Source organism: Labedella phragmitis (assembly GCF_004078635.1).
GTDB lineage: Bacteria > Actinomycetota > Actinomycetes > Actinomycetales > Microbacteriaceae > Labedella > Labedella phragmitis.
In genome coordinates this window covers 171,256-194,636 of sequence record NZ_RZNB01000001.1, presented here as the reverse complement: position 1 = coordinate 194,636, position 23,381 = coordinate 171,256, and the positions used below count along the sequence as shown (strand labels likewise).

Genomic DNA, 23,381 nt, shown 5'->3' with positions numbered 1-23,381 from the left:
ATCGCGCGTTCCGGCTTTCTTTTTCAGCACAATCGCCTGCCACAAAGTTGAAAAAATCAGAAGGCCCGACAGCGCTGCGTAGCGGCTCTGCGCGTGGCCGGCCTCCGTGCCGGTCGCGCCGCGCTCCCCACATGAAGTGTCGCTCTGCAACTCGCGCTTAGGATCCCGGCGGCCGTCCGCGCCGGAATGCTCCGTCGTGCTCGGGGAAGGGTTCATCGTCGTTGAAGATCGACTCGAGGCGCTTTAGTTCAGCTTCGATCGCGCCTTCGATGAAGGCGGCGAAGGAGCTGTAGCCGTCGTTGTAGGAGCCCGTGCGAAGGACAGCCGTTTGAGCTCGTGCCTTGAGGGACCGGTTACCGGCGACCGTCCGCCCCGGGGCCCTCCCTCCCGCAAGCCCGTACGCCGATGCGACGAGTGGAGCAGTCACGGCCCGGGGCGGACGTGTCGGGGCGGATGGTGTCTAGGCGGCGCGGTGGGTAGCGTCGGAGCATGACCGCTGCTCCCCCCGCTCCCGTCCGCGTCGCCGCCTACGATTGCGGCACCAACTCCCTGCGCCTCCTCATCGCCGACGTCGCGGGCGGCCGCCTCGTCGACGTCGTGCGTGAACTCGATGTCGTGCGGCTCGGTCAGGGCGTCGACGAGACCGGACGCTTCGCGGACGACGCACTCGAGCGCACCTTCGCCTCGGCGGAGCGGTTCGCCGCGCTGTGCCGGGAGCACGGCGTGGAACGGGTCCGCTTCGCCGCGACGTCCGCCACCCGCGACGCGACGAATCGGGAGGAGTTCATCCGCCGCATCACGGAGATCGTGGGAGTCGCGCCCGAGGTGATCTCCGGCGACGAGGAAGCGGCCCTGTCGTTCCGCGGCGCCGCGAGCACGGCACCGACGCGCGACGGACTCACGCTCGTCGTCGACCTCGGGGGCGGATCGACGGAACTCGTCCTCGGAGCGGACGAGCCGGTCGCCGCCTTCTCCATGGACATCGGCTCGGTCCGGATGACGGAGCGGCACGTGCGCACGGATCCGCCGACGTTCGACGAGATCGAGGCCGTCCGCACCGACGTGCGGTCCGCGCTCGACGAGGCGCTCCGCACGATGGACGTCGCGCAAGCGGCCACGGTCGTCGGCGTCGCCGGCACGATCACGACGGTCACGGCGCACGCCCTCGGCCTCGACCGCTACGACTCGACGGTGATCGACGGTGCCGAGCTCCCGCTCGAGGCGGTGCTCACGGCGTGCGACGAGCTCTCGATCATGCCGCGGGACGAGCGCACGTCGCGCGCCTACATCCATCCGGGGCGTGTGGACGTCATCCCCGCCGGTGCGATGGTGTGGGCCGAGGTGCTCCGCCGCGTGCGCACCGAGGGCGCCCGACTCGACGGCGGCATCTCGACGGTCGTCACGAGCGAGCACGACATCCTCGACGGCATCGCGCTCTCCCTCGGCTGACAGCGGGGCCGCTCGCCGGCGGCTGGTCTCATCCCGGTCCTCGGGGGATCGTGCTGCTCGTCTTCCTCGTGCAGGCACCCGTGCCGGAGGGCGACGGTACGACGCTGTCGCGCGCTGAGGGGTCGAACGCCGCTCGACGCTGGCCTGAGGCCTGATCAGTCGGCCGGCTCCTGCCGCCAGTCCGAGCGGAGGACGTCGACGCCGTCGAGGATGAGATCGAGACCCACGACGAACTCCTCGTCGTAGTCGTAACCGGAGCGCGCGAGCTCCGAGACGACCTCGAGCAGGTGCGGGTAGAGCATCGCCGCTTCCGGCGGGATGTCGCGTTGCGTGGCTGCGGCGGCTTCTGCAGATTCCTCCGGCGTCTCGAACGACAACGTCTTCTGCTGCAGGGCGAAACCGTAGACGTACGCGTCGAGCGTCGAGGTGACGTGCACGGTCGTGCGGAAGGAGAAGCCGCTCTTCCTCAGACAGCCCATCATCGCGTTGTGCTGGCGGAGGTTCTCCGGCCCGGGACGCCCGTGGGCCTCCATGAGCCCGACGGCCCAACGGTGCCGCTCGAGCGCATCACGCAGAGAGACGGAGCGTTCCCGCATCGCGCGCCTCCAGCCGCGCTCCGCACGGGGTTCGATCACCTCGCTCCACACGAGATCCACCATGCCGTCGAGGAGTTCCTGCTTGTTCGCGACGTGCTTGTAGAGCGCCATCGGGACGACACCGAGTTCGGTCGCGAGGGTGCGCATCGTGAACCCGTCGATACCGACGTCGTCGGCCAGAGCGACCCCGGCTCGCAACACGGCGTCACGATTGAGGCGCGCGCGCCGCGGTTCGTCGACGCCTCGCTCGTCCTCGACCATCGGTCCTCCTCGGCCGCTCCTTGACAAAGTGTACGCCATACACCTAACGTCGCCATCAGCAGTGTACGACGTACACCTCGAAGACAGGAGTGTCATGCAAACCCCGGCCCGACCCGACGACCGTTCCGCCCGCATCACGGGGGCGCTCTTCCTCGTCACGTTCATCTCCGCGATCACCGGAGTGATCCTCTACGGACCCGTCCTGTCCGACCCCGGCTACGTGGCCGGCGCGGGCGACGACGTCCGTGTGCTCCTCGGCGTCGTGTGCGAGATCGTCCTCGTGATCTCCAACCTGGGGACGGCGATCGTGCTCTACCCCGTGCTCCGTCGCTACCACGAGGCCGCCGCGATCGGTTTCGTCGTCGCTCGAGTCATCGAGTGCGTGTTCATCGTCGTCGGGATGCTCAGCGTCCTCACCGTCGTGGGCCTCCGGCGCGACGGCGGCGCCGGCGGCAGCGCCGAGTACGGTGAGATCGCTCGCGCGCTCGTCGTGCTCCACGAGTGGACGTTCCTGCTCGGCCCCGGCTTCGTCGTGGGGATCGGGAACGGCCTGCTCCTCGGCTTCCTGATGTACCGATCCCGACTGGTGCCGCGCCCTCTCGCCACGATCGCCCTCGTGGGCGGTCCGCTCATGTCCCTCTCGGGCATCGCGGTGCTCTTCGGTGCCTACGGTCAGACCTCGGTGATATCCGGAGTGCTCACGCTCCCCGAGATCGTGTGGGAAGCGTCACTCGGTCTCTACCTGTTGGTCAGGGGCTTCCGGAGCGCGGAGCGGCCGATCCGCGCTGGGGAGAACGCCCGGCGGGGGACGGTCCGCCGGCCGTGACGGCGGAGTCCTCCTGAGTCCGATCGCCCCTTCGGTCGTCACGAATCAGCGGTGTTCGGGCCGTCCGACCGCTGATTCGTGACAACCCAGGGGCTGCGCGAGCGGTCCCGTGAAGTGTTCCGCGTCTAGGCGGAGGTCGTCGTCGAGTCGCTGACCGTGGCCGCGTACTCCTTCTCCCACGGCGCGACGACCGGGAAGTAGCGCTCGAGGAACTCGGTGACGGCCTTCGTGCGCTTCTCGACGGAGATCTCCGGCTTGCTGCCGTCGTTGAGGCAGAACATGTCCTGGTTGCGACGCTTGAGCAGCTTCTTCATCTGGCGCAGCGCACTCTTGAGCGTCGTCTCGACGTACAGCACCTTCGCGTTCGTCTGTACGACCGCGTGACCCCGCAGAAGACCGTAGTAGTGGTAGAGCGAGTTGGTGACCGAGATGTCGGTGGCCGAGCGGAACTGGCTGTGCGACGTGCGGCGGAAGTCGTCGGGGAACTCCGCCTCGAGCTCCTGCATCACGCTGCGACGCAAGGGCGCGGCGCAGTGCTCGAGGTGGCGCGTCGTCACCTTGCCGAAGCGCTCGCGCAGCAGTCGGCGGTTGACTCGTGCCGCGTTCTCGAAGCCGCTGCGGGCGGGATTCGAGTCGCCGAGACCGATACGGGTCTTCGCCTCGACGAACTTCGTGATGCCGCCCGGCGAGAAGAAGAGGTTCGGCTGCACGGGACGACCGAAGAACATGTCGTCGTTCGAGTAGAGGAAGTGCTCGGCCAGACCGGGGATCTTGTGGAGCTGGCTCTCGACGGCATGCGAGTTGTGCGTCGGCAGGGCATCGGCGTCCTCGAAGAACGCCTCGCTCGGCATGATCGTCACGCGAGGGTGATCGTCGAGCCACTCGGGCTTCGGCGAATCTGTCGCGATGTAGATGTTCCGGATCCACGGCGCGAACATGTAGACGCTCCGGAGGGCGTACTTGAGCTCGTCGATCTGGCGGAACCGCGCCTCGGAGTCGTCGCCGTCGCCGACGACGTAACTCTTCATCCGCTTCGCGCGCTGGCGCTGGAACTCGACGGACGAGCCGTCGACCCACGAGAACACGAGGTCGATGTCGAACGTGACGTCGCTCGCGAGGTCGGCGAACATGCTCTCGAGAGTCGGCCACGAGCGTCCGTAGACGACGACCTCCTCCTCGACGGCCTCCGCGCGCGGCAGGGTGCGGCGCATGAGCGCGTTCTCCGTCGGCGCCGTGATGACGTCGTCGCCGAACCGCCACAGCTCCAGTTGGAAGGCCGTCTCCGGCCCGTAGCGCAAGCGGCCGATGGGCTCGATGCGCGGGCGGTACAGACGGAAGATCGCGTGCTTCGATTCGGGAGTGAGCGAGCCGTCCGCGACGAGCACGGGGCGACCGGCGGCCTCGAGAGCGTCGTCGGGGTCGCCGGCGGGCACGAAGGGGGCCGAGTAGAAGGGCTCCTCTGCGAACGCCTCGGCGAGCGCTTTCTCGAGGGCCTTCCGGCGCTTCGCGTCGACCGCGATGACCGGGCGGTCGTTGTCGCCGCGGACGAGGAGGAAATCGATGTCGGCGCGGTCCAGGACCTCGCGCACAGCGATGAGGTCCTCGACCATCGACTCGTGAGGGGTGAGGTGCCCGGCGACGAGGGCGTACTCGCCCTTGCGCCGGACGATGCCGTCCCGCTCGAAGCGGGGACGCCGACTGCCGGTGGACACGAGGACGAGTTCGGGGGCCTCGGCGATCTGCAGTCCAGGGGCATCGTCGCCCTGGCTCGCATGGAAGCTCGTCGCCGCGGTGCCGTTCTCGTCCGTCGTGTCTCTCGTCATACGTGTCGCCTTCTGTCGGGGTGTCGCGCTGGTATCCGGACGTCCTCTCGCGGCCGTGTGGCACCGGCCGAGGGGCTGCGGTGCGGCGCCTCCGTCGTCCGGGCGAGTGCGCCGCCGGGGGACGTGGAACGAACATCCATTGTCAGTATGCGCCCACAGGGCGGTTTCGACGTAGTCAGTCGGGGTCGGGGGCCATCCAGAGCACTTCCCACAAGTGACCGTCGAGGTCGTGGAAACCGCGTGCGTACATGAAGCCGTGGTCCTCGGCGAGGCGAGCGGAGGACGCTCCGGCGGAGAGGGCGCGCTCGACCACGAGATCGACCTCCTCGCGCGAGGGCACCGTGACGGCGAGGATCGTCTCGATCGTGGTGCTCGCGTCCGCCAGCGTCTTGTGCGAGTAACCCGCGAAGCGCTCGCGCGCATGGAGCATGGCGTACACAGTATCGCTGATGACGAGGCAGACCGACTGCTCGTCCGTGAACTGCTCGTTAACGCGCCATCCGATGGCCTCGAAGAAGGAGCGCGAGCGGGCGACGTCGCCGACGGCCATGTTGACGAAGATGTTCGGTGACATGGCGGTTCTCCCGGTCGGTGCGCGGCGGCGGGTTCCCCCCCAACCTCCCGTGCCGATGGTGCCCTGTCAAGAGCGGACACGACCCTGCGGAGCGATCACCAGAACGGGGGACGGTGATCCTCCCGTACTGGGGGCAGGCCGGGACTGCCGGGTCGCGCGGCCCGTCCGTAGGCTCGGGGAAGCTTCACAGTGGAGGATCCGGAGGACGCATGGCGGAGATGAGCCTCGCGCGGCACGGCGTCGCGGCGCCGGTGTCGCTCGCGGAGCCGACCGTCTCCGTCGAGCCCGCGGTTTCCGGCGCCTCGTCCGTGCCCGCCGAATCGGTCCCGGTCGTCGCGTCTGTGGCGGGCGTCGCACCAAAGGTCGCCGCGAACCTGGCCCTGCCGTTTCGCGCCGACCTCGAATCCCTCCACCGGGTGGGTCGTCGCCGTGCCGGCCAGATGTGGACGGAACGCGCGACGGCGATGGCACGAGCGGCGGCGCGTCCGACGCTCCTCCGGCGTGTCTTCGGCGCCGTCCCCGTGAAGGCCGCGGAGAAGGAGGCCTTCGACGCGGCCGTGGGCGAACGGATCGTCGGCGCCGAACTCGAGCGGCTGCCCGGGTCCTGGATCGTGCTGCACTCGCTGCCGGCGCCCGGTGCGAGCGGTGACGTCGACCACGTCGTCGTCGGTCCCGGCGGTCTCTTCGCGATCACGACCCGCTACGTCGACGGCGATCGGGTCTTCGTCGCGGACGACTACCTTCTCGCGCGCGGCGACAGGATCCCGTTCGCGAGGGCCGCCATGGCGGCGGCCCGGCGGACCGCCCAGCTCGCCGGCCGCACGTTGCCGCCGAGCCTCACCCCCCGGCCCGTGCTCGTGATCGCCGGAGCTCGCTCCGTGCGTGTCGGTGCCCGCGCCCGCGCCGTCGAGGTGCGGGACCACACCATCGTCCGGTCGTGGCTGCAGACTCAGCCGATGGTGCTCGATCCCGCGACGGTGCAGCGTGTCGCGGCGCGTGTCGCCGGAGCGTTCGAGGAGTCGGGCTCGTCGGTAGACGAGGCCCATCACTGCGTCGAGTCGGAGACGGAAGGCCGATTTCAGCGACTCGAGCGCGCGGTCACCGCGGCTCGACGGATCCGGTCGCTGTGGCGAATCGTGGCCGGCCTCGCGGTGGCGACCGGCGTCTGGATCGCCTTCGCTCAGCTGCCGTCGTGGCTCGCGCTCCAGCTCGGCTGATCGCGTCGGGCGGACTCGGACCGCTGTCAGCCGCTCTCGGCTATCGTCTGTAGGTGACCGCGCCACGGTGCGCCGAGTGAAGGGAAGCAGCGGATGACCGATTCGCCGGCGTCCGCGTCTCCCTACGAGGTGCTCGGAGTGAGCCCCTCCGCCTCGGCCGACGAGTTGCGGAAGGCGTACCGCCGCCGCCTTCGCGAGACACACCCGGACACGGGCGGCGACGCCGTCGAGTTCACGGCCGTCCAGCGCGCGTGGGAGCGAGTGGGCGAAGCCCGCTCGCGAGCCGCGTACGACCGGGGCGAGAGCAACGACACGGAGTCGACGGCCGAGGGCGCAGGCTGGTCGGCGCCGACGCATCGCACTCGCGCCGACAACTCGCGCCCCCGCGCACGGTCGTACGGGCACCCGGGCGGAGCCGCTCGGGAGGCGTACCTCCGACTCATCCGCGAATGGGCGGGACGCGGTGCCGAGCCCGAGGACCCCTACGATCCCGCCCTCGTGCGACGAGCTCCCGTCGAGATCCGACGAGCGCTCGCCGAAGCCCTCGCCGAGGAGGCCACGGCCCGCCAGGTCTCCGCTCTCGGCATGGCGTTCACGGTGTGGCACGACGTCGCCGTCCCGGGCGAGCGGAAGATCGACCACGTCGTGCTCGGGCCGACCGGCCTGTACGCGATCTGCTCCGAGGACTTCGGCGTGCCCGTCCGCGTGGCTCGCGGTGAGGTCGTGCCCGTCGGTGGCTCTGCGGTCGAGCAGCCCGTGCGGTCGCTCGTGCGCGCGTCGCGCGAGCTCGGTCGATCCGCTCGCGTGAAGGTGACCGGTGTCGTGGTCGTGGTTCCGGACGAGGCCTTCGAGGACGGAGCGGCGGAACTCGACCGGATGCGCAAGCCCGCCGCCTTCGTGGTGACGCGATCGAGGCTGCCCCACCTCTTGCGCTCCGGTCCGTCCGGAGTGGAACCGATCGGCGGAAACGAGCTCTTCGACGTGCGGACGCGATTGCAGGCGGCCGTGCGCCACGTGGTCTGAGCCACGGGCTCGGCTTCGCCCCTCCGCGATGGTTCGCCGCGACGAGACGGGCGGCTTCACGTCGACCACTCGAGGCGCCGGAGTCGCGGGTCGGGGATGCGCCCGGCCAGGATCTCGCGCTGGTATACCTGCACGACGGCGAGAGGCACGTCGAGGTGTCGTGCGATGCCGAGCGCGGAGAGCCCGTTGCGTTCCGCCTCGGCGTAACGATGCTCGTCGACGAGCATGACGGCGCTCTCCCGTTCCGCACGGCGTTCCGCTCGGGGCGTCGACGCGCGATCGCGGTAGAGCGCGTGCACGTACTCGTGGTGGAGGGTCTCACGCTCGAGGGGCGTGGTGAGGCCTGTGCGGATGATGATGCGGCGCTCGTCGTCGAGGTAGGCGCCGAGGCGGCCAGGGGGGAGGTCGGGGCTGTACTCGATGCTGACCCCGAGATCGGCGATGAGCTCGTGGATCGAGCGCTCGTGGCCGTCGTTCCTCTGCCGCATGCGTCCTCCGTCCGGTTGCCGGACGCGCTGGGCCCGGGTCAGTCGTGCTGTTCGGACTCCTGCTGCGACTCGAACCCCGGACGGTCGAGAGCGGCGAGTGGGAGCCCGTCGGCATCAGTATCGGCCGTACCCCTGACATCCGAGAGCCCGCGACCCGAGGCCTTCACGGCGCGTTCCGCCCGCGTGAGCACGGCGGACGGGGTGGTGCCGAGCGCCGTGGCGATCTCGGCGACGTCGTTGAGGTTGAGGGGCAGTTCGCCGCGGAGCCGCTTGTAGTAGTAGTTGCGCGAGATGCTCAAGTGCTCGAGGAGGGCGGCGTGCGTCATTCCGCGTCTGCTGCGCACCGTGTCGAGTTCGCGCACGACCTGGTACGCGAAGGCCGCAGCGACGCCGATCTCAGCTCTCCCCATCGACCCAGAGTACCCGTGTCACGGGGGCGTCCACAGGCTCTGGAGGACCGGTTCGGGAAGAAGTACTCGTTTGGGTACTCTGGACGGATGACGCAGGGCGGACAGACGTGGTCGGAGGCAGTGGCGGCCACGGTGCGCGCCGAATTGGCGCGCCGGAAGATGCGCGCGGGTAGCCTCGCGGCCGTCCTCGGACTCGGTAGGACGGCCACCTACGACCGCGTCAACGGCACCGTGCCGTTCGACACCCGCGAACTCCTCCTGGTCGCCTCCCACCTCGGCGTGAGCGTCGAGGAGCTCGTGCGCGCCGCCGACTCCCGACGCGACTGAGCGCCGCTAGCCCGCGCGGTCGCGGCGCGCAACCATGCCCGGTCCGCAGGGCGGCGACGTAGCGTCGCACCATGGATAACCCCGATACACGCGGACTCGTGCTCGTCACCGGAGCGACCGGTTACATCGGCGGCCGCCTCGCACCGCGTCTCCTCGAGGCGGGTTTCCGTGTGCGCGTCCTCGCCCGCAACCCCGAACGTCTCCGCGATGTGCCGTGGGCCGGCGACGTCGAGATCGTGCAGGGGGACCTCCTCGAGGCCGAGACGCTCGCCGAGGCGTTCGCGGGAGTCGACGTCGCCTACTACCTCGTGCACTCCATGACGGGATCGCACGGCAAGACCTCCTTCGAGGACTCGGAACGCCGCTCCGCCGAGAACGTCGCGAAAGCGGCTCGGGGCGCGGGCGTCGGACGCATCGTCTACCTCGGCGGTCTCCACCCGGAGGGGGTCGAACTGTCCCGCCACCTCCGGTCGCGAACCGAGGTCGGCGAGATCCTCATGGCCTCCGGCGTACCGACCGCGGTACTGCAGGCCGGTGTCGTCATCGGTTCCGGATCGGCGTCGTTCGAGATGGTGCGTCACCTCACCGAGGTGCTCCCCTACATGCCGGCCCCGCGCTGGGTCCGCAACTTCATCCAGCCCATCGCCGTCCGCGACGTCCTGCATTATCTGATCGGCGCGGCGGATCTCCCGAACGACGTGAACCGGACGTTCGACATCGGCGGACCCGACGTCCTGCGCTACGGCCAGATGATGAACGGCTACGCCGTGGAGGCCGGTCTGCCGCAGCGTCCCATCACTCCGCTGCCCGTGCTGACGCCACGACTCGCGGCCCACTGGGTCAATCTCGTGACCCCGATCCCGCGGAGCCTCGCGATGCCGCTCGTGGAGTCGCTCCAGCACGAGTGCGTCGTGCGTGAGCACGACATCGACGACTACATCGCCGCCCCCGACGGCGGCCTCACAGGCTATCGTCGGGCGGTGCGGCTCGCACTCGCGAAGATGAACGACGGCGAGGTCGAGACGAGCTGGCAGGACGCGTCCGTCGCGGACGCCGCGAGCGACCCGTTGCCGAGCGACCCCGACTGGGCGGGCCACACGGTCTTCACCGACGACCGCACGCGCGAGACGGCGGCGCCGCCCGAGAAGGTGTGGGCCGTCGTCGAGGCGATCGGCGGAGAGAACGGCTGGTACTCGTTTCCGCTCGCGTGGTCCGTGCGGGGGTGGATGGACAAGGTCGTCGGCGGCGTCGGCCTGCGGCGCGGGCGGCGGCACCCCACTCGCCTCAACACCGGAGAGGCTCTCGACTGGTGGCGCGTGGAGAAGCTCGATCGCGGGCGCTTCCTCCGGCTGCGAGCCGAGATGAAGGTGCCGGGTCTCGCGTGGCTCGAGATGTCCGTGGATCCCACGGACACCGGAAGCCGCTACCGGCAGCGCGCCGTCTTCTTCCCGCACGGCCTCGCCGGTCGGCTGTACTGGATCGCGATCCTGCCGTTTCACGGCGTCATCTTCTCGGGAATGGCGCGGCGCATCACCGCGCAAGCGGCGCGCGGGATGACGAGCTGAGGCGTCCGAAGGGCGGACAGGAACCGCCTCTTCACAGATCCTCTCTCCACCCATGCGTTTGACCCCCGAATAGGGTACAGATAGAGCTTCGCGGGTCGGCGCCCACCGTGCGTCCGTCGAGCCGCACGGCAGCCGCCGACGCCTCAGCGCACGGACGAAGGAGGACGCATGATCGCGCTCATCGACGATGAGGCCACCTGGCTGTGCACGCTCAAAGCCGACCGCCTCTTGGGTCTGCTGCCGACCGAGCAGATCGCGCACCTGGGCGACGCGTTCCCGTGGACGGTGACCGACGCGGACGTGGCCGTGGCGCGCACCCACCTCATCGGCGTCCGGTTGCGTGCCATCGAACTCGGTCGACGGATCGCCGACCTCACCGACGATGAGTGGGGCGGGCCCCGCCGCGTGTGGCCCGATCGGCCAATACCATGAACGTCGGTCGAGGGGTGCGGCCCGAAAGGGGGGTACACGCAGAGTTCGGATTCCCGTTGGATGGTATTCACCCGAATAGAAACGACGGAGTTGATTACCCGAATCGATGACGTTTTCTGACCGGTGTGCTCCTGAACGATCGCGATCGTCCGCGCCCTTTACCCGAATGGCACTCACGATCTGACGCGCTCGCCGCAGGTGTGCTCCGACCAGAGAGAACTGTACGGAAGATCGAACCCGAAACTCGATCCCACCGTGAGAAACCGCCCTACCTGAACCCCCCGTCAGGCCGTCCCAGCCTGGAATCTTCCCGATAACGCGGGGGTTCGACGGTGCTAGCCCCGCCGTCCCGACCGTGTTCCGATTTTTCTTGACGTACCCGCGTCATGAATCTCGTCGAGCGCGCTCTTCTGTAGTGAACCCGAAAGAAAGCCCTAGCCATGATCACCCGAATCGACGAAGACACCATCTGGGAAACGATCCAGAAGGCCGACCGCTTGCTCAACCGACTCCCTGCGGAGCAGATCGCCTACCTGGGCGACGGCTTCCCCTGGGCGGTGACCGAAGACGACGTGGCCATCGCGCGCCGCAGCCTCAAGGGTGCGCGCGCCGGAGCCATCATGCTCGGCTTCGAGATCGCCCAGCTCTCAGCCCGGGAGGAGATCGCGCGCGGCGCGTGACCCTCCCCGAGTGCCGACCTGCTGGGGGGTCGGTCGGCACTCCGCGTCTCCGGCGGGTGCGTCCGCTCGAGACGCCGCCGCCGAGCGGGGTACCTGTGCCGTCCCTGCTCGCGGCCGACGATCGCCATGCGCCGCTTTCCCGGCGGCGCGTGGCGGTCGTCTCCGTTTTCGTGCTCCACCCCCTGGAGGGGCCGTTCCACGTGTGGCACGCTGGCAGCATGACGGCCGAGAACGCGAACCCCCGCCCGGACGACCCTGCTGCGGGAGGCCACGAAAGCAGGCCCGAGGGCGTCGCGACGAGTGTCGGAGCAGAGAGCCCGCGCGCTCCGATCGCCGATATCGGTGATCCCGCCTTCTCGGGGGCCGATGTCTACACCGGTGCCGACGTCTTCGAGGCCCCGACTCCCTACGAGGGGGCGGCCGTCTTCGAGGGGGAGCCCGCGCTCGGCGTCGCGGACGCCTACGAGGGGCAGAGCGCCCCGGATGTGCTCGGGGCCTACGAGCCGGCGGGCGTCTACACGCCCGCCGTCACTCCCGTGGCGGCCGAGCAGATCGTGCCGACTGGAGCGACGCCCTCGAGCGACTCCTCCCAGCCGGCCCGTGTCGGCCCGATCGGCGTCTACGTGCCCGAGGACGTGCCGGCCGCGGCACTCCCGCAGGACGACATCGCCCGGTCCGAGTCGGCGCAGGCGGATGCGGCGGCGCCGACGGCCGACCCTCTGCCGCCGGCGGCCGTCGACCCCGAGACCGGGGAGCCCTCCCTGCCGGGGGATACCGACGCCGGACCGAGCGCCGTCCGCTTCGACGACTGATCTCGTCCGGCCCGCATCCGGTCTTAGGCTGGGCGCCATGGTGAGCTTCGCGGACAAGCCCATCCTCGACGTCACGGTGGAGGAGTGGGAGCAGTATCTCGCGGGAACCCCCGACGACGGTGGCGTGCGCCTCAAGCTGCGTAAGAAGACGTCGAGCGCTCCGGGCATGACCTGGTCGGAGGCCCTCGACGTCGCCCTCTGCTACGGCTGGATCGACGGTCAGGCCGGCCGCTTCGACGACGACTACACGCTGCAGGCGTTCACGCCGCGTCGGAAGAACAGCCCGTGGTCGCAGATCAACCGCGAGCACGTCGCGCGCCTCATCGACGAGGGTCGCATGCGTGAGGGTGGCTACGCCGAAATCGCTCGCGCGAAGGCCGACGGACGCTGGGACGCGGCGTACCGTCAGAAGGACGCCGTCGCGTCACCCGAATTCCAAGCGGCTCTCGACGCCAACCCGGAGGCCGCCGCCTTCATCGCGGGGCTGTCCGCCGTCGAACGCTTCCGCATCTACTTCCGGCTCGGCTCCATCAAGACGCCCTCTGTCCGGGCGGCGCGCATCGCGGACGTCGTCGAGAAGGCGGCGCGCGGAGAGCTGCACTACCGCTGAGAGCGCGGCGGTCCTCCCCCGCCGGCTACAGGGCCGTCGAGCGGAAGGTGAAGCGACCGGCCAGGAGAGTTGCCGCCACGGGCATGTGACGGAAGACCTCGTCCGCTGCCGTCAGTGGATCGGCGTCGACGAGCACGAGGTCGGCGACGTCGCCGACCTCCACTCGCGTGCGACCGCGCGTCGAGGCGGCCAGGGCCTCGAGTCGGGTCACGGCCTGTTCGGCGTGCCAGGGCTCACGACCGTCGTCACGGGCCCTCGCCGTGGCCGCCGACATCGTGACCCACGGGTCGAGCGGTGCGACGGGCGCATCGGAGCCGAAGGCCAGCCGTGCGCCGGCGTCGAGCAGCGACCGCAGGGGGAAGGTGCGATCGGTCCTGCCGGGCCAGTTGGCCTCGGCCGTGTCGCGATCGTCGAGAGCATGCTCGGGCTGGACGCTCGCGGTGACGCCGAGGGCGGCGAACCGCGCGAGCTCCTCCGGTCGGAGGAACTGGGCGTGCTCGACGCGGCCCGTGATCCCGACCTGCTCGAAGGCGTCGAGGGCGACTCGATTGGCCGCGTCGCCGATCGCGTGTACGGCCGGCGTGAAGCCCGCCGCCTTGGCCCGGGTGAGGAGATCGACGAGTTCGGTCTCGGACACGGAGAGCACGCCGTGGCCGCCGTGCGGATACGGATCGACGCAGTACGCCGTCCTGGTGTTGAGAGAACCGTCGATGATGACCTTGAGGGGCCCGACGCGCAGCAGGTCGGCCGACGCCTCGGAGAGCGGGGCGCCCGTGTGCATGCGCTCCGCGACGGCGGCGTCGAGGTCTTCCCCATACACGCCCACGTCCACGCGCAGCGACCGGAAGCCGGCGGAGAACCGGCGCAGCCAGTCCTCGCGATTCCATCTCATCTCGAAGTCGACGATGCCGACGACGCCTCGGGCGGCGGCGGCGTCCGCCGCGTCGATCATCCACGCCGTGACGAGTGTCTCCGGGAGTGCAGCGAGGGCCTGGGTGAGATCGAAGGCCGCCTCCTCGCGCAGGAGACCGTCCGCTCCGACGGTCACCTCGAACCGCGACGCGGCGGCCGAGTTGATCCAGACGCAATGGAGGTCGTGGCTCACGAGGACGACGGGGCGTCCGCCCCCCGCGGCGTCGAGAGCCTCGAGCGACGGCTCGTCGCCCCAGACGGCATCGCGGAAGCCGACCCCGACGAGGGTGTCGTTCGGCCCGGCCGTGTCGGTGAGGAAGGCGCCGACGATCTCGGCCGCTTCCCGTGCGGAGTCGGCACGCGAGAGATCGACGCGTTTCGACGTGAGGGCCCACGTCGTCGCGTGGACGTGCTCGTCCCACAGGCCGGGGATGAGGTAGCGGCCGTCCGCGGCGATCTCCTCGGCGTCGCCGCCGACGGGAAGGGCCGTTCCGGCGCTCTGGATGCTGTGGACGAGGCCGTCGCGCACGAGGACATCGACGGGTTCCGTGTCGCCGGGCAGGCGGACGGAGCGCAAGACGAGGGGGGTCATCGAGCATCACTTTATCCAGGAATCCGACGAGCGTGCCGCAGTCCCCGTGACGGCTCGCCGACGCTTCACCGGACCACACCCGGAGGACCCTCGGCGTGACCCGTTCGGGGCGGCCTCGAACGGGGAGACGCGGAAACCTCCGGAAGCTCGTAGCGTGGGAGGGTCATCCTTTCACCCGAGAGAGGTAACACCATGGACTCACCCGCGTCCGCCCCCTTCCGCGTCGTACCCGGAGCCCGTCTGTCGCGCCCCTCGACGGGGCGGTGACCGCCGTGCCTCTCACCGTCGACACCCTCGACGTCCTCACCGCGCTCGTGATCCTCGGCGCCGCGTCGGTCGTCGTCGTGGCCGCGATCCTCGTCGGTCAGTACCTCGAGCGACGCCAGGCGCGCTCGGCCCCGCAGATGACGACGATCGGCGACACGGCCGCCGGTCCCCTCGCGAGTGGTTTCGCACCATCCGCGCTCGTCACCGGCGAGGCGTCCTCCGCCGACGGGACGAAGCCGGAGTGCGACCGATCGATCCTCGTGATGGACGACGCGGTCCCGAGCGCGACCGTGCTTCCGTGGCGCCCGATCCCCGCTCGCGACCTCCGCGCCATGGCGACCCACAACTACCGGCTGTCCCACGAGTGGATCGAGCCCGAGAGCGACGGGCTCGTCTCGTTGTACCGCGTCGGCTTCTTCCTCGACGAGCTCGCCGTCGAGCTCGCCATCGAGCCCTGCTCGATCATCGAGGAACTCGCGCGCCGGGTGTTCGGAGCGACGGAGCCCGTCGCGGATCCTCTCGCACGCCGTTTCGGTCAGCCCTGGACGGGCGCAGAGCTTCGGACCCTGCACTCGTCCGTGCGCGCCGGTCTCGCGGTGCCCGAGATCGCCCGCCAGCTGGGCCGTGACCAGTTGTCGGTCGTTTTCCGCATGCTCGAGGCCGCCGCGGAATCCCGAGACCACACGATCGACCACGGGGCCCCCTCTCGCCTGGAAGCCCTGCACGGCTGACACTCATCCGTCGATGAGCGGTCGGTGGCGTGAGGAGAGCGCTCGGCGGCGTGATGACCGGCGCCGCCTCCCGCCGGATCGCGTACCCTGGAGTCACGTGCCCCGAGCACGCTCGACGCCCCGCGGGCGCGCGTCGACGCGGCCCGCACGCCCCCCACCTCCACTTCCCCCCGAAGGATGATCATGCCCAGTTCCAGCACCGGGGTCTGCCCCATCTGTCGACAGACGGTCGACGTCGCCGACGGTCGCGTCGTCGACCATCGCCGTCAGGGCACGATGTGCCGCGGGTCGGGTCTCGCTCCTCGCGTGGCGCCCGCCGCCAAGCGCTCCCCGGGCAAGCGGGCCTCCTCGTCGCAGACCACGCCGCGCGAACCCGCAGCCCCCCGCGTCCGGAAGCCCGTCGCCGCCCCGCTCAACCTCGCGGACGCCTCGACCATGCGCTGCCCGGTCTGCCGCGAGCTCGTCGGCACGACGTCGGTCGGCGGGGCCACCTTGCTCGCTTCGCACACCGCTCACGCGATGACGTGCATCGGAAGTGGACGACAGGTCGGGCGCCGCACCGTCGCGGCGACCTGCCCGGGGTGCGGCGAGACGCACGACGCACAGATCAACGAGTCGGGTGGCCGTATGACGCGTCACATGGTGGGCGGGTCGCTCTGCGATGGCACGGGCGCGTCTCTCGGCGCCGAGGAGCTCGAACGCGTCTACGCCGCGGAGGCCGCCGCGCGCTGATCGGCGTGCGACGGAGAGGTCATGGTCGACGCGGCACCGCCCATCCCTGCTCGGGGTGACCGGCGCGACCTCCTGAAGGCGGATTGCGCCTCGTGCGTCGGGCTCTGCTGCGTGGCGCTCGCTTTCGCACGGTCGGCGGACTTCGCGGTCGACAAGCCTGCCGGCGATCCGTGCGTGAATCTCGCTGACGACGACGGCTGCCGCATCCACGATCGCCTCCGGCAGAGCGGTTTCCGCGGCTGCACCGTCTTCGATTGCTTCGGGGCGGGTCAGCACGTGGCGCGGTCGACGTTCGGCGGCGTGAGCTGGCGCGACGACCCGGCGGTCCGCCGCTCGATGTTCGCGGTCTTCCCGCTCATGCGCGAGGTGCACGAACTGCTCTGGTATCTGGGTGAGGCGGTGTCGCTCTCCCCGCTCCTCGACTCCGAGCTGCGGTCCGAGGTGACCGCGGTGCTCGACGAGACCGAGCGGATCGCGGAGGGGACGCCCGAGGAGGTGCTCGCCGCGGACCTGAACACCCACCGCGACGTCGTCGTCGAACTGCTCGGGCGGGTGAGTGCGGCCGTGCGAGCGCGAGCACCGCGGCCGAGCGGCAAGCGACCCAAGAAGGTCGGGCCGCGCAGTGACCTCATGGGCGCTCGACTCGCGGGCGCCGACCTGCGGGCGCTCACCCTGCGCGGCAGCTACCTCATCGCGGCGGACCTCAGCGGCGCGGACCTCGGTTTCACCGACCTCATCGGCGCCGACCTGCGTGACACGGATCTGCGCGGCGCCGATCTCTCGGCTGCCCTCTTCGTGACTCAGCCGCAGCTCGACTCGGCTCGCGGCGACGCCCTCACACGGCTGCCACGCGCGGTCCACCGTCCGTCGCACTGGGTCTGAGTCGCGCGGCCCCCGCGTCGATCGTCGCGAGCGCGGCGTCGGCGACGACCTGCCCGATGTCGCCGGAGCGTCGCCAGACGGTCATCTGCCGGTCGGCACCCGTGCCGCGAGCGAGGATCCGCGCGACGCCGTCGACGGCGACCGCCGCGTCTCCCGACAAGGCGAGTGCGACGCCGACGTGGTCGAGCAGGGACTCGAGCACGTGCGCCGCCGGCACGCGTGAGCTCGAGTGGGGGTCGATGAGAGAGCCCGTGACTCCGTCCTTGCTCGCGATCCAGGAGGCCGCGACGAGTACGGGCGTCGGCACGGTCGGGGGCGGCGTACCCGTGCGCCACTCGATGGCGGCCGTCTCGACGAGAGCGCGAGCGAGGATCCCGAGCAGCGACGCATCCTCGGCGTAGAGGGGGACGTCGGCGATGCGGATCTCGACGGTCGGGTGGTTCCGCGACAGCCGCGCGTCGAAGTAGATCATGCCCTCGTCGAGGAGGGCCTCCGACGCGACCAGGGCCGCCACGATGTTGCGATAGCGCTCGACTCCGCCGAAGACCTCGGTCGGACCCGAGGTGGGCCATCGCCCCCACGTCTGATAACGGTAACTGCGATAGCCGGTTTCCGCGCCGTGGCAGAGAGGCGAGTTCGTGCTCAGGGCGAGAAGCGACGGGAGCCAGCACCGGATCCGGTCGAGGACACCGACGCCCTCCTCGGGCGAGTCGATCGCGACGTGCACGTGCAGCCCGCACGTGAACTGGTCCCGAGCGACGATGCCGTACCGCTCCGCCATCCTCGAGTAGCGGTCGCCGTGCGCGAGGCTCGCGGACAGCGCCCCGGGACTCGTGGCCGTCGCGACCACGCGCGCGCCGTGGCGCAGCGCCTCGGCGTCGGCTCGTCGCCGTCCGCGCCGGACCCAGTCGAGCAGTTCGGCGTGCGTCGCACTCGGAGGAGAAATGACCTCGATCTGCTCCTGCTTCATCTCCGCCTCGAGACTGCTTCCGGACGGTCCCGCCGCGGCCGCCACGATCGCCGGGCCGACGGCTCGGGGCCGCATGGTCTCGGCGTCGACGAGGACGAGTTCCTCCTCGACCCCGATCGTGCGGAGGGCCGCTCGCTCTGTGGTCATGACGGGTCGTCCGGTTGGGGGCCGGCGGCGATCTCGAGCCAGAGCTGCGCGAGCGTCGCGGCACCGGCGAGCGCTTCGCGCAGATCGGCGCTCTCGTCGGAGTCGTGCCAGTAGTCCTCGGGGAGCCCGGTCCCGAAGAAGAGGACGGGAGCGCCGATCAGGGTCGCGAGCAGGTCGGCGGGTCCACCGCCGGCGTTGCCCATGCGACCGACGGAGGTGACTCGGTAGCCGATGCGCATGGCGCGATCGAGCGCGTCGACGTGCCACGTCTCGGGCGTTCGGTACGGCTCCTGGCCCGTCTCCTCGGCCACCGAGAGGCCGTAGCCGTATCCGTCCGGGACGTGCTCTTCGACGAAGGAGCGCAGCTGATCGGCCACGGTGGCGACGCGTTGTCCTTCGACCGTCCGGATGCTGAGCGACACGGTCGCCGCGGACGGGATGACTGCTCGCGGCATGCCCAGCGGATCGCCCGCGAGCAGTGACACGACTTCGAGGGATGGCCGCTCCCACAAGCGCTCGAGGACCGAGTACCCGGCCTCGCCCTCGGTCGTCTCGGTGTGGGTGCGGTCCAACCAGTCGTCGTCCGAGTACTCGAGTGCCGCGAGCTCGGCCCGCCGCTGCGGTGAGATCTCGATGACGTCGTCGTAGAACCCGGGGAAGGCGATACGGCCGGACTCGTCCTGCAGAGCGGCGATGAGTGTTGCGAGAGTGATCGCCGGATTCGGCGCCGGTCCTGAGGACGCCCCGCTGTGGATGTCCTTGAGGGGCCCGCGGATCTCGAGCTCGGCACCGATCATGCCGCGCACGCTCGTGCAGAGCGCCGGTTCCCCGGCACGCCACTGCAGGGTGTCCGAGAACACGATCACGTCCGCCGACAGGCGATCGCGATGCTCCTCGAGCAGTTCGCGAAAGTGGGGAGAGCCGAGCTCCTCCTCCCCCTCGACGATGAGGCGGAGGTTCACGGCCGGGGTGTCGTCACCGCTCGCGTCGAGGTGCGCCCGGATGGCCCAGAGGTGAGCGAGCAGCTGACCCTTGGCGTCGGAGGATCCCCGGCCGTAGAGCCGGTCGCCCCGAAGCGCCGGTTGGAACGGCGACGTGACCGTCCATTCCTCCGCTTTCGCCGCCCGGACGTCGTGGTGGCCGTAGACGAGGGCTGTCGGCAGGTCCGGATCGACGATCCACTCGGCGAAGACGCCGACGCTGTCGCCGGATTCCCACACCTCCGCCGTGGGGAAGCCGAGCTGCTCGCAGCGCGCGACGAGCCAGTCGGCGGATCGGCGCACATCGTCGGTATGCTCCGGCATGCCGGCGACGGAGGGGATGGCGACCCACTCCGCGAGTTCGGCTCGGAACTCGGCGCGGTGCTCCTCGAGGTAGCACCGGACTTCATCCGGGTCCGCACCGACCGGAGTGAACGCGGATGGCATCGTGGTCACGTGGGCTCCTTTGCTCTCGTTCTCGCTTCATTGCACACCGCCGAGCTGACCCGCCACGTCGGGATTGACTTGGCCGGGCGTCCCGTGTGAGCGAGGTTCCATCCACTTGACGCATTCCCATATGGGTATAGGATCGAACCATGGCACGAGCAGCAACGACGTCCGACGTCTTCAACGCGATCGCGGAACCCAAGCGTCGCGAGATCCTCATGCTGCTCCGCGACGGCGACCTCCCGGTGATGGACCTCTCGCTGCGCCTCGGCATCCCGCAGCCCGGAACGTCGAAGCACCTCCGGGTCCTGCGGGAGGTCGGGCTCGTGCGCGACCACCGCGAGGGGAAGCAGCGCGTCTACGGGCTCGATGCCCGTGGACTGCGTTCCGTGCACGAGTGGTCCGGTGGCTTCGAGCGCTTCTGGAACGAGAGCTTTGACCGCCTCGACGCGTACGTGCAGGACCTCAAACAGCAACAGCAACAGACAGAGCGACGACACGACGAGGAGCAGGACGGATGAGTACGACGGATCAGGGCGCGACGCCCACGGGGACAGCGGACCGCGAGATCGTCATCTCGCGTGTCATCGATGCGCCGGCGGAACTGGTGTTCGAGGCCTTCACGGCCGTGCACCACTTGTCCCGGTGGTGGGGGCCGGAAGGGTTCACGACGACGACGCGGTCCTTCGAGTTCCGTGCCGACGGCGAGTGGGACTTCGTCATGCACGGTCCGGACGGCACCGACTACAGCGAGTGGATCACGTGGACGGAGATCACTCCGCCCGCGCGGATCGCCTTCCGCCACGGGGAGTCGCGTGACGACCCGAACACCTTCGAGACGGTCATCGCCTTCGACTCCGACGGCGACGCGACCCGCGTCGAGATGCGGACCGTCTTCCCCACGAGGGAGCAGCGGGACGAGGCGGTCGAGAAGTACCACGCTGTCGACGGCGGCACGCAGACCCTCGCGAATCTCGCGTCCTACGTCGGTGGCCTGAGCCCGCGCGAGTAGGGTCGGCCGACACCGCACTGGCGTCCCGTTGTCAGGAGGCTCGACGTGTGTCGTCACGAAACCCACCTCGGGGCGGAGTAGTCGCCCGAGATCGTCGTCCGCGCGCTGCGGGACCTGCTCCCGAGAGGACCCGACCCGCGCCGTCGTGCCTCAGCGAGAGCAGACATCCCGGGCGGATGCAACGCCCCCGGCCATCCAGGCGGTCGCGGAGAGTGCAGGCATAGGCTGCCGTCATTCCCGCTCGGAAGAGGCACGACGACCGCGTTGCGCCGGGGCGGCCCGACCGAAAGGATCCACCGTGACCGACACCACCGACGGCACCGCGAAGGTCGCCGAACTGCTCAAGGACTTCCGCTTCGCCATGCTCACGACGGTCGACGAGATGGGGAAGCTCGTCGCCCACCCCCTCACCGTCCAGGAGCGCGAGTTCGACGGCGACCTGTGGTTCATCATCGGCCGCAACGCGTCGGCCGTGACGCACATCGCCCTCAACCCGAGCGTCGGCGTCTCGCTCAGCTCGAACGACTCGTGGGTGTCGCTCTCCGGCACCGCCGACCTCGTCGACGACCACGCGAAGCTCGAGGAGCTGTGGAACGGCGCCGTCGAGGCGTGGTTCCCCGAGGGCCCCTCCGACCCGAACGTCACGCTGCTGAAGTTCTCCGCCGACAGCGCCGAGTACTGGGACAGCCCCGGCGGCAAGGTCGCCTCGCTCATGAGCTTCGTGAAGTCGAAGGTGACGGGCGAGACTCTCGACGCCGACAACGAGAAGGTCGACCTGTAGGGCTCCCTCCTATCTCCTGAGTCCTGAAAGGGCCGTCACCTTGCGTGGCGGCCCTTTTCGGTCTCTGAGCTTGTCGAAGGGTGTCCTGTTCCTCGAAGGGTGTCGCGCTTCGACAGGCTCAGTGACCGTCAAAGAGGGCGGCCGGCTTCGCAAGTTCGTCGCACCTCATTGAACTCCCCGGTTCACTGTCGTGCGGTCGCGAGCGATGAAGGCGCGTCGACGCGTGCTCTTGCCTGCCGCAACCCGTATGCAATATATTGCGTACAGCCAGCGTTACACCTCCCTGACAACCCGCCCGGCTCATCGGAGCCGAATATGGAAGGAAGAGTAATGACCACCACCGGAGACATCACCAACGTCGTCCTCGTACACGGGGCTTTCGCCGACGGATCCGGCTGGCGCCGGGTCTACGACCTGCTGACCGCTCGCGGCTACCGCGTCTCGATCGTGCAGAACCCGCTCACCTCGTTCGCCGACGACGTCGCGGCGACGAAACGCGTCCTGGATGCTCAGGACGGTCCGGCCATCCTCGTCGGCCACTCGTGGGGCGGCACCGTCATCACGGAGGCTGGTGTGCACCCGAAGGTCGCCGGCCTCGTCTATGTCTCGGCTCTCATCCCGGATGCCGGTGAGACCAGCGGGCAGCAGTACGAGGGCTTCGCCGCGACGCCCGAGTTCGTCATCGATGTGACCGACGACGGCTTCGGCCACCTCAACCGCGACGCCTTCCGTCCGGGATTCGCCGCCGATCTGAGCGAGGCCGACGCTGCGTTCCTGGCCGACAGCCAGGTGCCCGTCAACATGGCCGTGTTCGGAGAGGCGGTCACGGTGGCCGCATGGCGCGACAAGCCGAGCTGGGCCGTCATCGCCACCGAGGACAAGGCGTTCGACCAGGCGATGCTGCAGCACATGGCGACGCGCATCGGCGCCGACATCACCAACGTCCCGGGCAGCCACGCCCTGTTCATCTCGCAGGCCGAGACCGTCGCCGACGTCATCGTCACCGCCTCGAGCTCCGCGGCGCGGTGACAGCCGGGGCTCGTCCTCACTGACAATCACCCGCCGGGGTCGGCTCGCCCGAGATTGCGAGCCGACCCCGGGTCCGACCAGAGGAGCATCATGCCCGTCGCGACGTTCCAGGTGCCGCTCTGGGTCGAGCTGCTCGCTGCAGGATTGGGAGGACTCCAGGGGGCGCTCTTCGCGGCCGACACCCGCCACCGTCGCATCGATGTGCTGGGCGTCCTCGTCATCGGATTGATCGTCGCGCTCGGCGGAAGCCTGCTCCGGGACGTGGTCCTGAACCAACCCCCGGTGGTGATCTGGATGAACTGGTATCTCGTCGTCGCCGGCGCTGCCGCCCTCGTCGGCATGATCCTCCAACCGCTCATCACTCACGCCGCCTGGCTGATCACCGTGCTCGACGCGGCCGTCATGGGCCTCTTCGGCGCGATCGGCGCCACCAAGGCGCTCTCCCTCGGGGTCGGCGAGGTCGGCGCACTGGTCGTCGGCGTCATCGGCGCGATCGGCGGCGGGATGCTCCGTGACACCGCCCTCGGTCTGCCGGTCTCGTTCCTGCAGGTCGGAACGCTGTACGCCGTCGCGGCCGGCTCCGGGGTCGGGGTCCTCGTTCTGCTGATCGAGCTCGGGGTCTCCGTGCCCATCGCCGCCGTCGGCTGCATCATCGTGACCGCGACCGTCCGCCTCCTCGCCATCGTCTTCGCCTGGACCTTCCCCGAGCAGCGACCGGCCACCCGAACCCATCCCCGGACACCGAAGCGATCGTGAACCACCACGACCCCGCCTTCCGTGCGCGGGGCCATCGACCACGGCGGCCA

At 69.9% G+C, this 23,381-nt stretch carries 26 protein-coding genes; 18 read left to right on the top strand and 8 right to left on the bottom strand.

Annotated elements, in window-relative coordinates:
• The first annotated feature begins 489 nt into the window (after nt 1-489).
• Nucleotides 490-1,449, top strand: a complete 960-nt coding sequence (locus ELQ90_RS01005) for a Ppx/GppA phosphatase family protein (RefSeq protein ID WP_128493411.1) — start codon at nt 490-492, stop codon at nt 1,447-1,449.
• Between the two features lie 155 nt (nt 1,450-1,604).
• Here ELQ90_RS01005 and ELQ90_RS01000 read toward each other — a convergent pair whose 3' ends face one another.
• Complete coding sequence (locus tag ELQ90_RS01000) at nt 1,605-2,306, bottom strand: TetR/AcrR family transcriptional regulator C-terminal domain-containing protein (RefSeq protein ID WP_243695946.1); 702 nt, start codon at nt 2,304-2,306, stop codon at nt 1,605-1,607.
• A gap of 94 nt (nt 2,307-2,400) precedes the next feature.
• On the opposite strand from ELQ90_RS01000, the gene ELQ90_RS00995 reads away from it, so the two are divergent.
• A complete protein-coding gene (locus ELQ90_RS00995; protein WP_128493410.1) occupies nt 2,401-3,132 on the top strand; it encodes a DUF4386 domain-containing protein in 732 nt (243 codons plus the stop codon).
• Between the two features lie 125 nt (nt 3,133-3,257).
• Here the strand turns inward: ELQ90_RS00995 and ELQ90_RS00990 are convergent, their stop codons facing one another.
• Nucleotides 3,258-4,955: a stealth family protein gene (locus ELQ90_RS00990; RefSeq protein WP_128493409.1), complete on the bottom strand. Its 1,698-nt coding sequence runs from the start codon at nt 4,953-4,955 to the stop codon at nt 3,258-3,260.
• 175 nt (nt 4,956-5,130) lie between these two features.
• A complete protein-coding gene (locus ELQ90_RS00985) occupies nt 5,131-5,529 on the bottom strand; it encodes a VOC family protein (RefSeq protein WP_128493408.1) in 399 nt (132 codons plus the stop codon).
• A 209-nt stretch (nt 5,530-5,738) separates the two neighbouring features.
• On the opposite strand from ELQ90_RS00985, the gene ELQ90_RS00980 reads away from it, so the two are divergent.
• Together ELQ90_RS00980 and ELQ90_RS00975 are read left to right on the top strand one after the other, a co-directional pair.
• The gene (locus ELQ90_RS00980; RefSeq protein WP_128493407.1) at nt 5,739-6,746 is read left to right on the top strand and encodes a nuclease-related domain-containing protein; all 1,008 of its coding nucleotides are present in this window, start codon (nt 5,739-5,741) and stop codon (nt 6,744-6,746) included.
• Nucleotides 6,747-6,839: 93 nt separating this feature from the next.
• Nucleotides 6,840-7,769 carry a J domain-containing protein gene (locus ELQ90_RS00975; protein WP_128493406.1) on the top strand — a complete coding sequence of 310 codons (930 nt, stop codon included), beginning with the start codon at nt 6,840-6,842 and terminating at the stop codon, nt 7,767-7,769.
• A 56-nt stretch (nt 7,770-7,825) separates the two neighbouring features.
• On the opposite strand, the gene ELQ90_RS00970 is transcribed toward ELQ90_RS00975, so the two are convergent.
• On the bottom strand, nt 7,826-8,257 hold the full coding sequence (locus ELQ90_RS00970) for a hypothetical protein (protein WP_128493405.1): 432 nt from the start codon (nt 8,255-8,257) through the stop codon (nt 7,826-7,828).
• 38 nt (nt 8,258-8,295) lie between these two features.
• On the bottom strand, nt 8,296-8,667 hold the full coding sequence (locus tag ELQ90_RS00965) for a helix-turn-helix domain-containing protein (RefSeq protein WP_128493404.1): 372 nt from the start codon (nt 8,665-8,667) through the stop codon (nt 8,296-8,298).
• An 87-nt stretch (nt 8,668-8,754) separates the two neighbouring features.
• Here ELQ90_RS00965 and ELQ90_RS00960 point away from each other — a divergent pair, with 87 nt between their 5' ends.
• From ELQ90_RS00960 to ELQ90_RS00935, 6 genes are all read left to right on the top strand, one after another.
• The gene (locus tag ELQ90_RS00960) at nt 8,755-8,994 is read left to right on the top strand and encodes a hypothetical protein (RefSeq protein ID WP_128493403.1); all 240 of its coding nucleotides are present in this window, start codon (nt 8,755-8,757) and stop codon (nt 8,992-8,994) included.
• 71 nt (nt 8,995-9,065) lie between these two features.
• Nucleotides 9,066-10,559: an SDR family oxidoreductase gene (locus tag ELQ90_RS00955; protein WP_128493402.1), complete on the top strand. Its 1,494-nt coding sequence runs from the start codon at nt 9,066-9,068 to the stop codon at nt 10,557-10,559.
• A 168-nt stretch (nt 10,560-10,727) separates the two neighbouring features.
• The gene (locus ELQ90_RS00950; protein WP_128493401.1) at nt 10,728-10,991 is read left to right on the top strand and encodes a hypothetical protein; all 264 of its coding nucleotides are present in this window, start codon (nt 10,728-10,730) and stop codon (nt 10,989-10,991) included.
• Between the two features lie 440 nt (nt 10,992-11,431).
• Entirely contained in the window at nt 11,432-11,671 is a 240-nt protein-coding gene (locus ELQ90_RS00945; protein ID WP_128493400.1) for a hypothetical protein, read from the top strand.
• Nucleotides 11,672-11,889: 218 nt separating this feature from the next.
• On the top strand, nt 11,890-12,483 hold the full coding sequence (locus ELQ90_RS00940) for a hypothetical protein (protein WP_128493399.1): 594 nt from the start codon (nt 11,890-11,892) through the stop codon (nt 12,481-12,483).
• A 37-nt stretch (nt 12,484-12,520) separates the two neighbouring features.
• Nucleotides 12,521-13,093: a YdeI/OmpD-associated family protein gene (locus ELQ90_RS00935; RefSeq protein WP_128493398.1), complete on the top strand. Its 573-nt coding sequence runs from the start codon at nt 12,521-12,523 to the stop codon at nt 13,091-13,093.
• Between the two features lie 25 nt (nt 13,094-13,118).
• Here the strand turns inward: ELQ90_RS00935 and ELQ90_RS00930 are convergent, their stop codons facing one another.
• Complete coding sequence (locus tag ELQ90_RS00930) at nt 13,119-14,597, bottom strand: amidohydrolase (RefSeq protein WP_128493397.1); 1,479 nt, start codon at nt 14,595-14,597, stop codon at nt 13,119-13,121.
• Between the two features lie 272 nt (nt 14,598-14,869).
• On the opposite strand from ELQ90_RS00930, the gene ELQ90_RS00925 reads away from it, so the two are divergent.
• The 3 genes from ELQ90_RS00925 (at nt 14,870) to ELQ90_RS00915 (ending at nt 17,209) form a co-directional block, all read left to right on the top strand.
• Nucleotides 14,870-15,595 (top strand): hypothetical protein, encoded by a 726-nt coding sequence (locus tag ELQ90_RS00925; RefSeq protein WP_128493396.1) that lies wholly within the window; start codon nt 14,870-14,872, stop codon nt 15,593-15,595.
• A gap of 183 nt (nt 15,596-15,778) precedes the next feature.
• The gene (locus ELQ90_RS00920; protein ID WP_128493395.1) at nt 15,779-16,327 is read left to right on the top strand and encodes a hypothetical protein; all 549 of its coding nucleotides are present in this window, start codon (nt 15,779-15,781) and stop codon (nt 16,325-16,327) included.
• Between the two features lie 21 nt (nt 16,328-16,348).
• The gene (locus ELQ90_RS00915) at nt 16,349-17,209 is read left to right on the top strand and encodes a pentapeptide repeat-containing protein (RefSeq protein WP_128493394.1); all 861 of its coding nucleotides are present in this window, start codon (nt 16,349-16,351) and stop codon (nt 17,207-17,209) included.
• On the opposite strand, the gene ELQ90_RS00910 is transcribed toward ELQ90_RS00915, so the two are convergent.
• Both ELQ90_RS00910 and ELQ90_RS00905 read right to left on the bottom strand, forming a co-directional pair.
• On the bottom strand, nt 17,163-18,326 hold the full coding sequence (locus ELQ90_RS00910) for a carboxylate-amine ligase (RefSeq protein WP_128493393.1): 1,164 nt from the start codon (nt 18,324-18,326) through the stop codon (nt 17,163-17,165). The genes ELQ90_RS00915 and ELQ90_RS00910 overlap by 47 nt on opposite strands.
• Nucleotides 18,323-19,753, bottom strand: coding sequence for a M20/M25/M40 family metallo-hydrolase (locus tag ELQ90_RS00905; protein ID WP_128494077.1), 1,431 nt, complete (start codon nt 19,751-19,753; stop codon nt 18,323-18,325). Before ELQ90_RS00905 ends, ELQ90_RS00910 begins: the two co-directional genes overlap by 4 nt.
• A 149-nt stretch (nt 19,754-19,902) precedes the next feature.
• On the opposite strand from ELQ90_RS00905, the gene ELQ90_RS00900 reads away from it, so the two are divergent.
• The 5 genes from ELQ90_RS00900 to ELQ90_RS00880 all read left to right on the top strand — a co-directional run bounded on the left by ELQ90_RS00900 (nt 19,903) and on the right by ELQ90_RS00880 (nt 23,331).
• A complete protein-coding gene (locus tag ELQ90_RS00900; RefSeq protein ID WP_128493392.1) occupies nt 19,903-20,274 on the top strand; it encodes an ArsR/SmtB family transcription factor in 372 nt (123 codons plus the stop codon).
• Nucleotides 20,271-20,765, top strand: coding sequence for an SRPBCC family protein (locus tag ELQ90_RS00895; protein WP_128493391.1), 495 nt, complete (start codon nt 20,271-20,273; stop codon nt 20,763-20,765). The genes ELQ90_RS00900 and ELQ90_RS00895 overlap by 4 nt, the downstream gene beginning before the upstream one ends.
• A 298-nt stretch (nt 20,766-21,063) precedes the next feature.
• A complete protein-coding gene (locus ELQ90_RS00890; RefSeq protein WP_128493390.1) occupies nt 21,064-21,546 on the top strand; it encodes a pyridoxamine 5'-phosphate oxidase family protein in 483 nt (160 codons plus the stop codon).
• 330 nt (nt 21,547-21,876) lie between these two features.
• Nucleotides 21,877-22,575, top strand: coding sequence for an alpha/beta fold hydrolase (locus tag ELQ90_RS00885; protein WP_208020535.1), 699 nt, complete (start codon nt 21,877-21,879; stop codon nt 22,573-22,575).
• A 90-nt stretch (nt 22,576-22,665) separates the two neighbouring features.
• Complete coding sequence (locus ELQ90_RS00880) at nt 22,666-23,331, top strand: trimeric intracellular cation channel family protein (RefSeq protein WP_128493388.1); 666 nt, start codon at nt 22,666-22,668, stop codon at nt 23,329-23,331.
• Nucleotides 23,332-23,381: the final 50 nt, after the last annotated feature.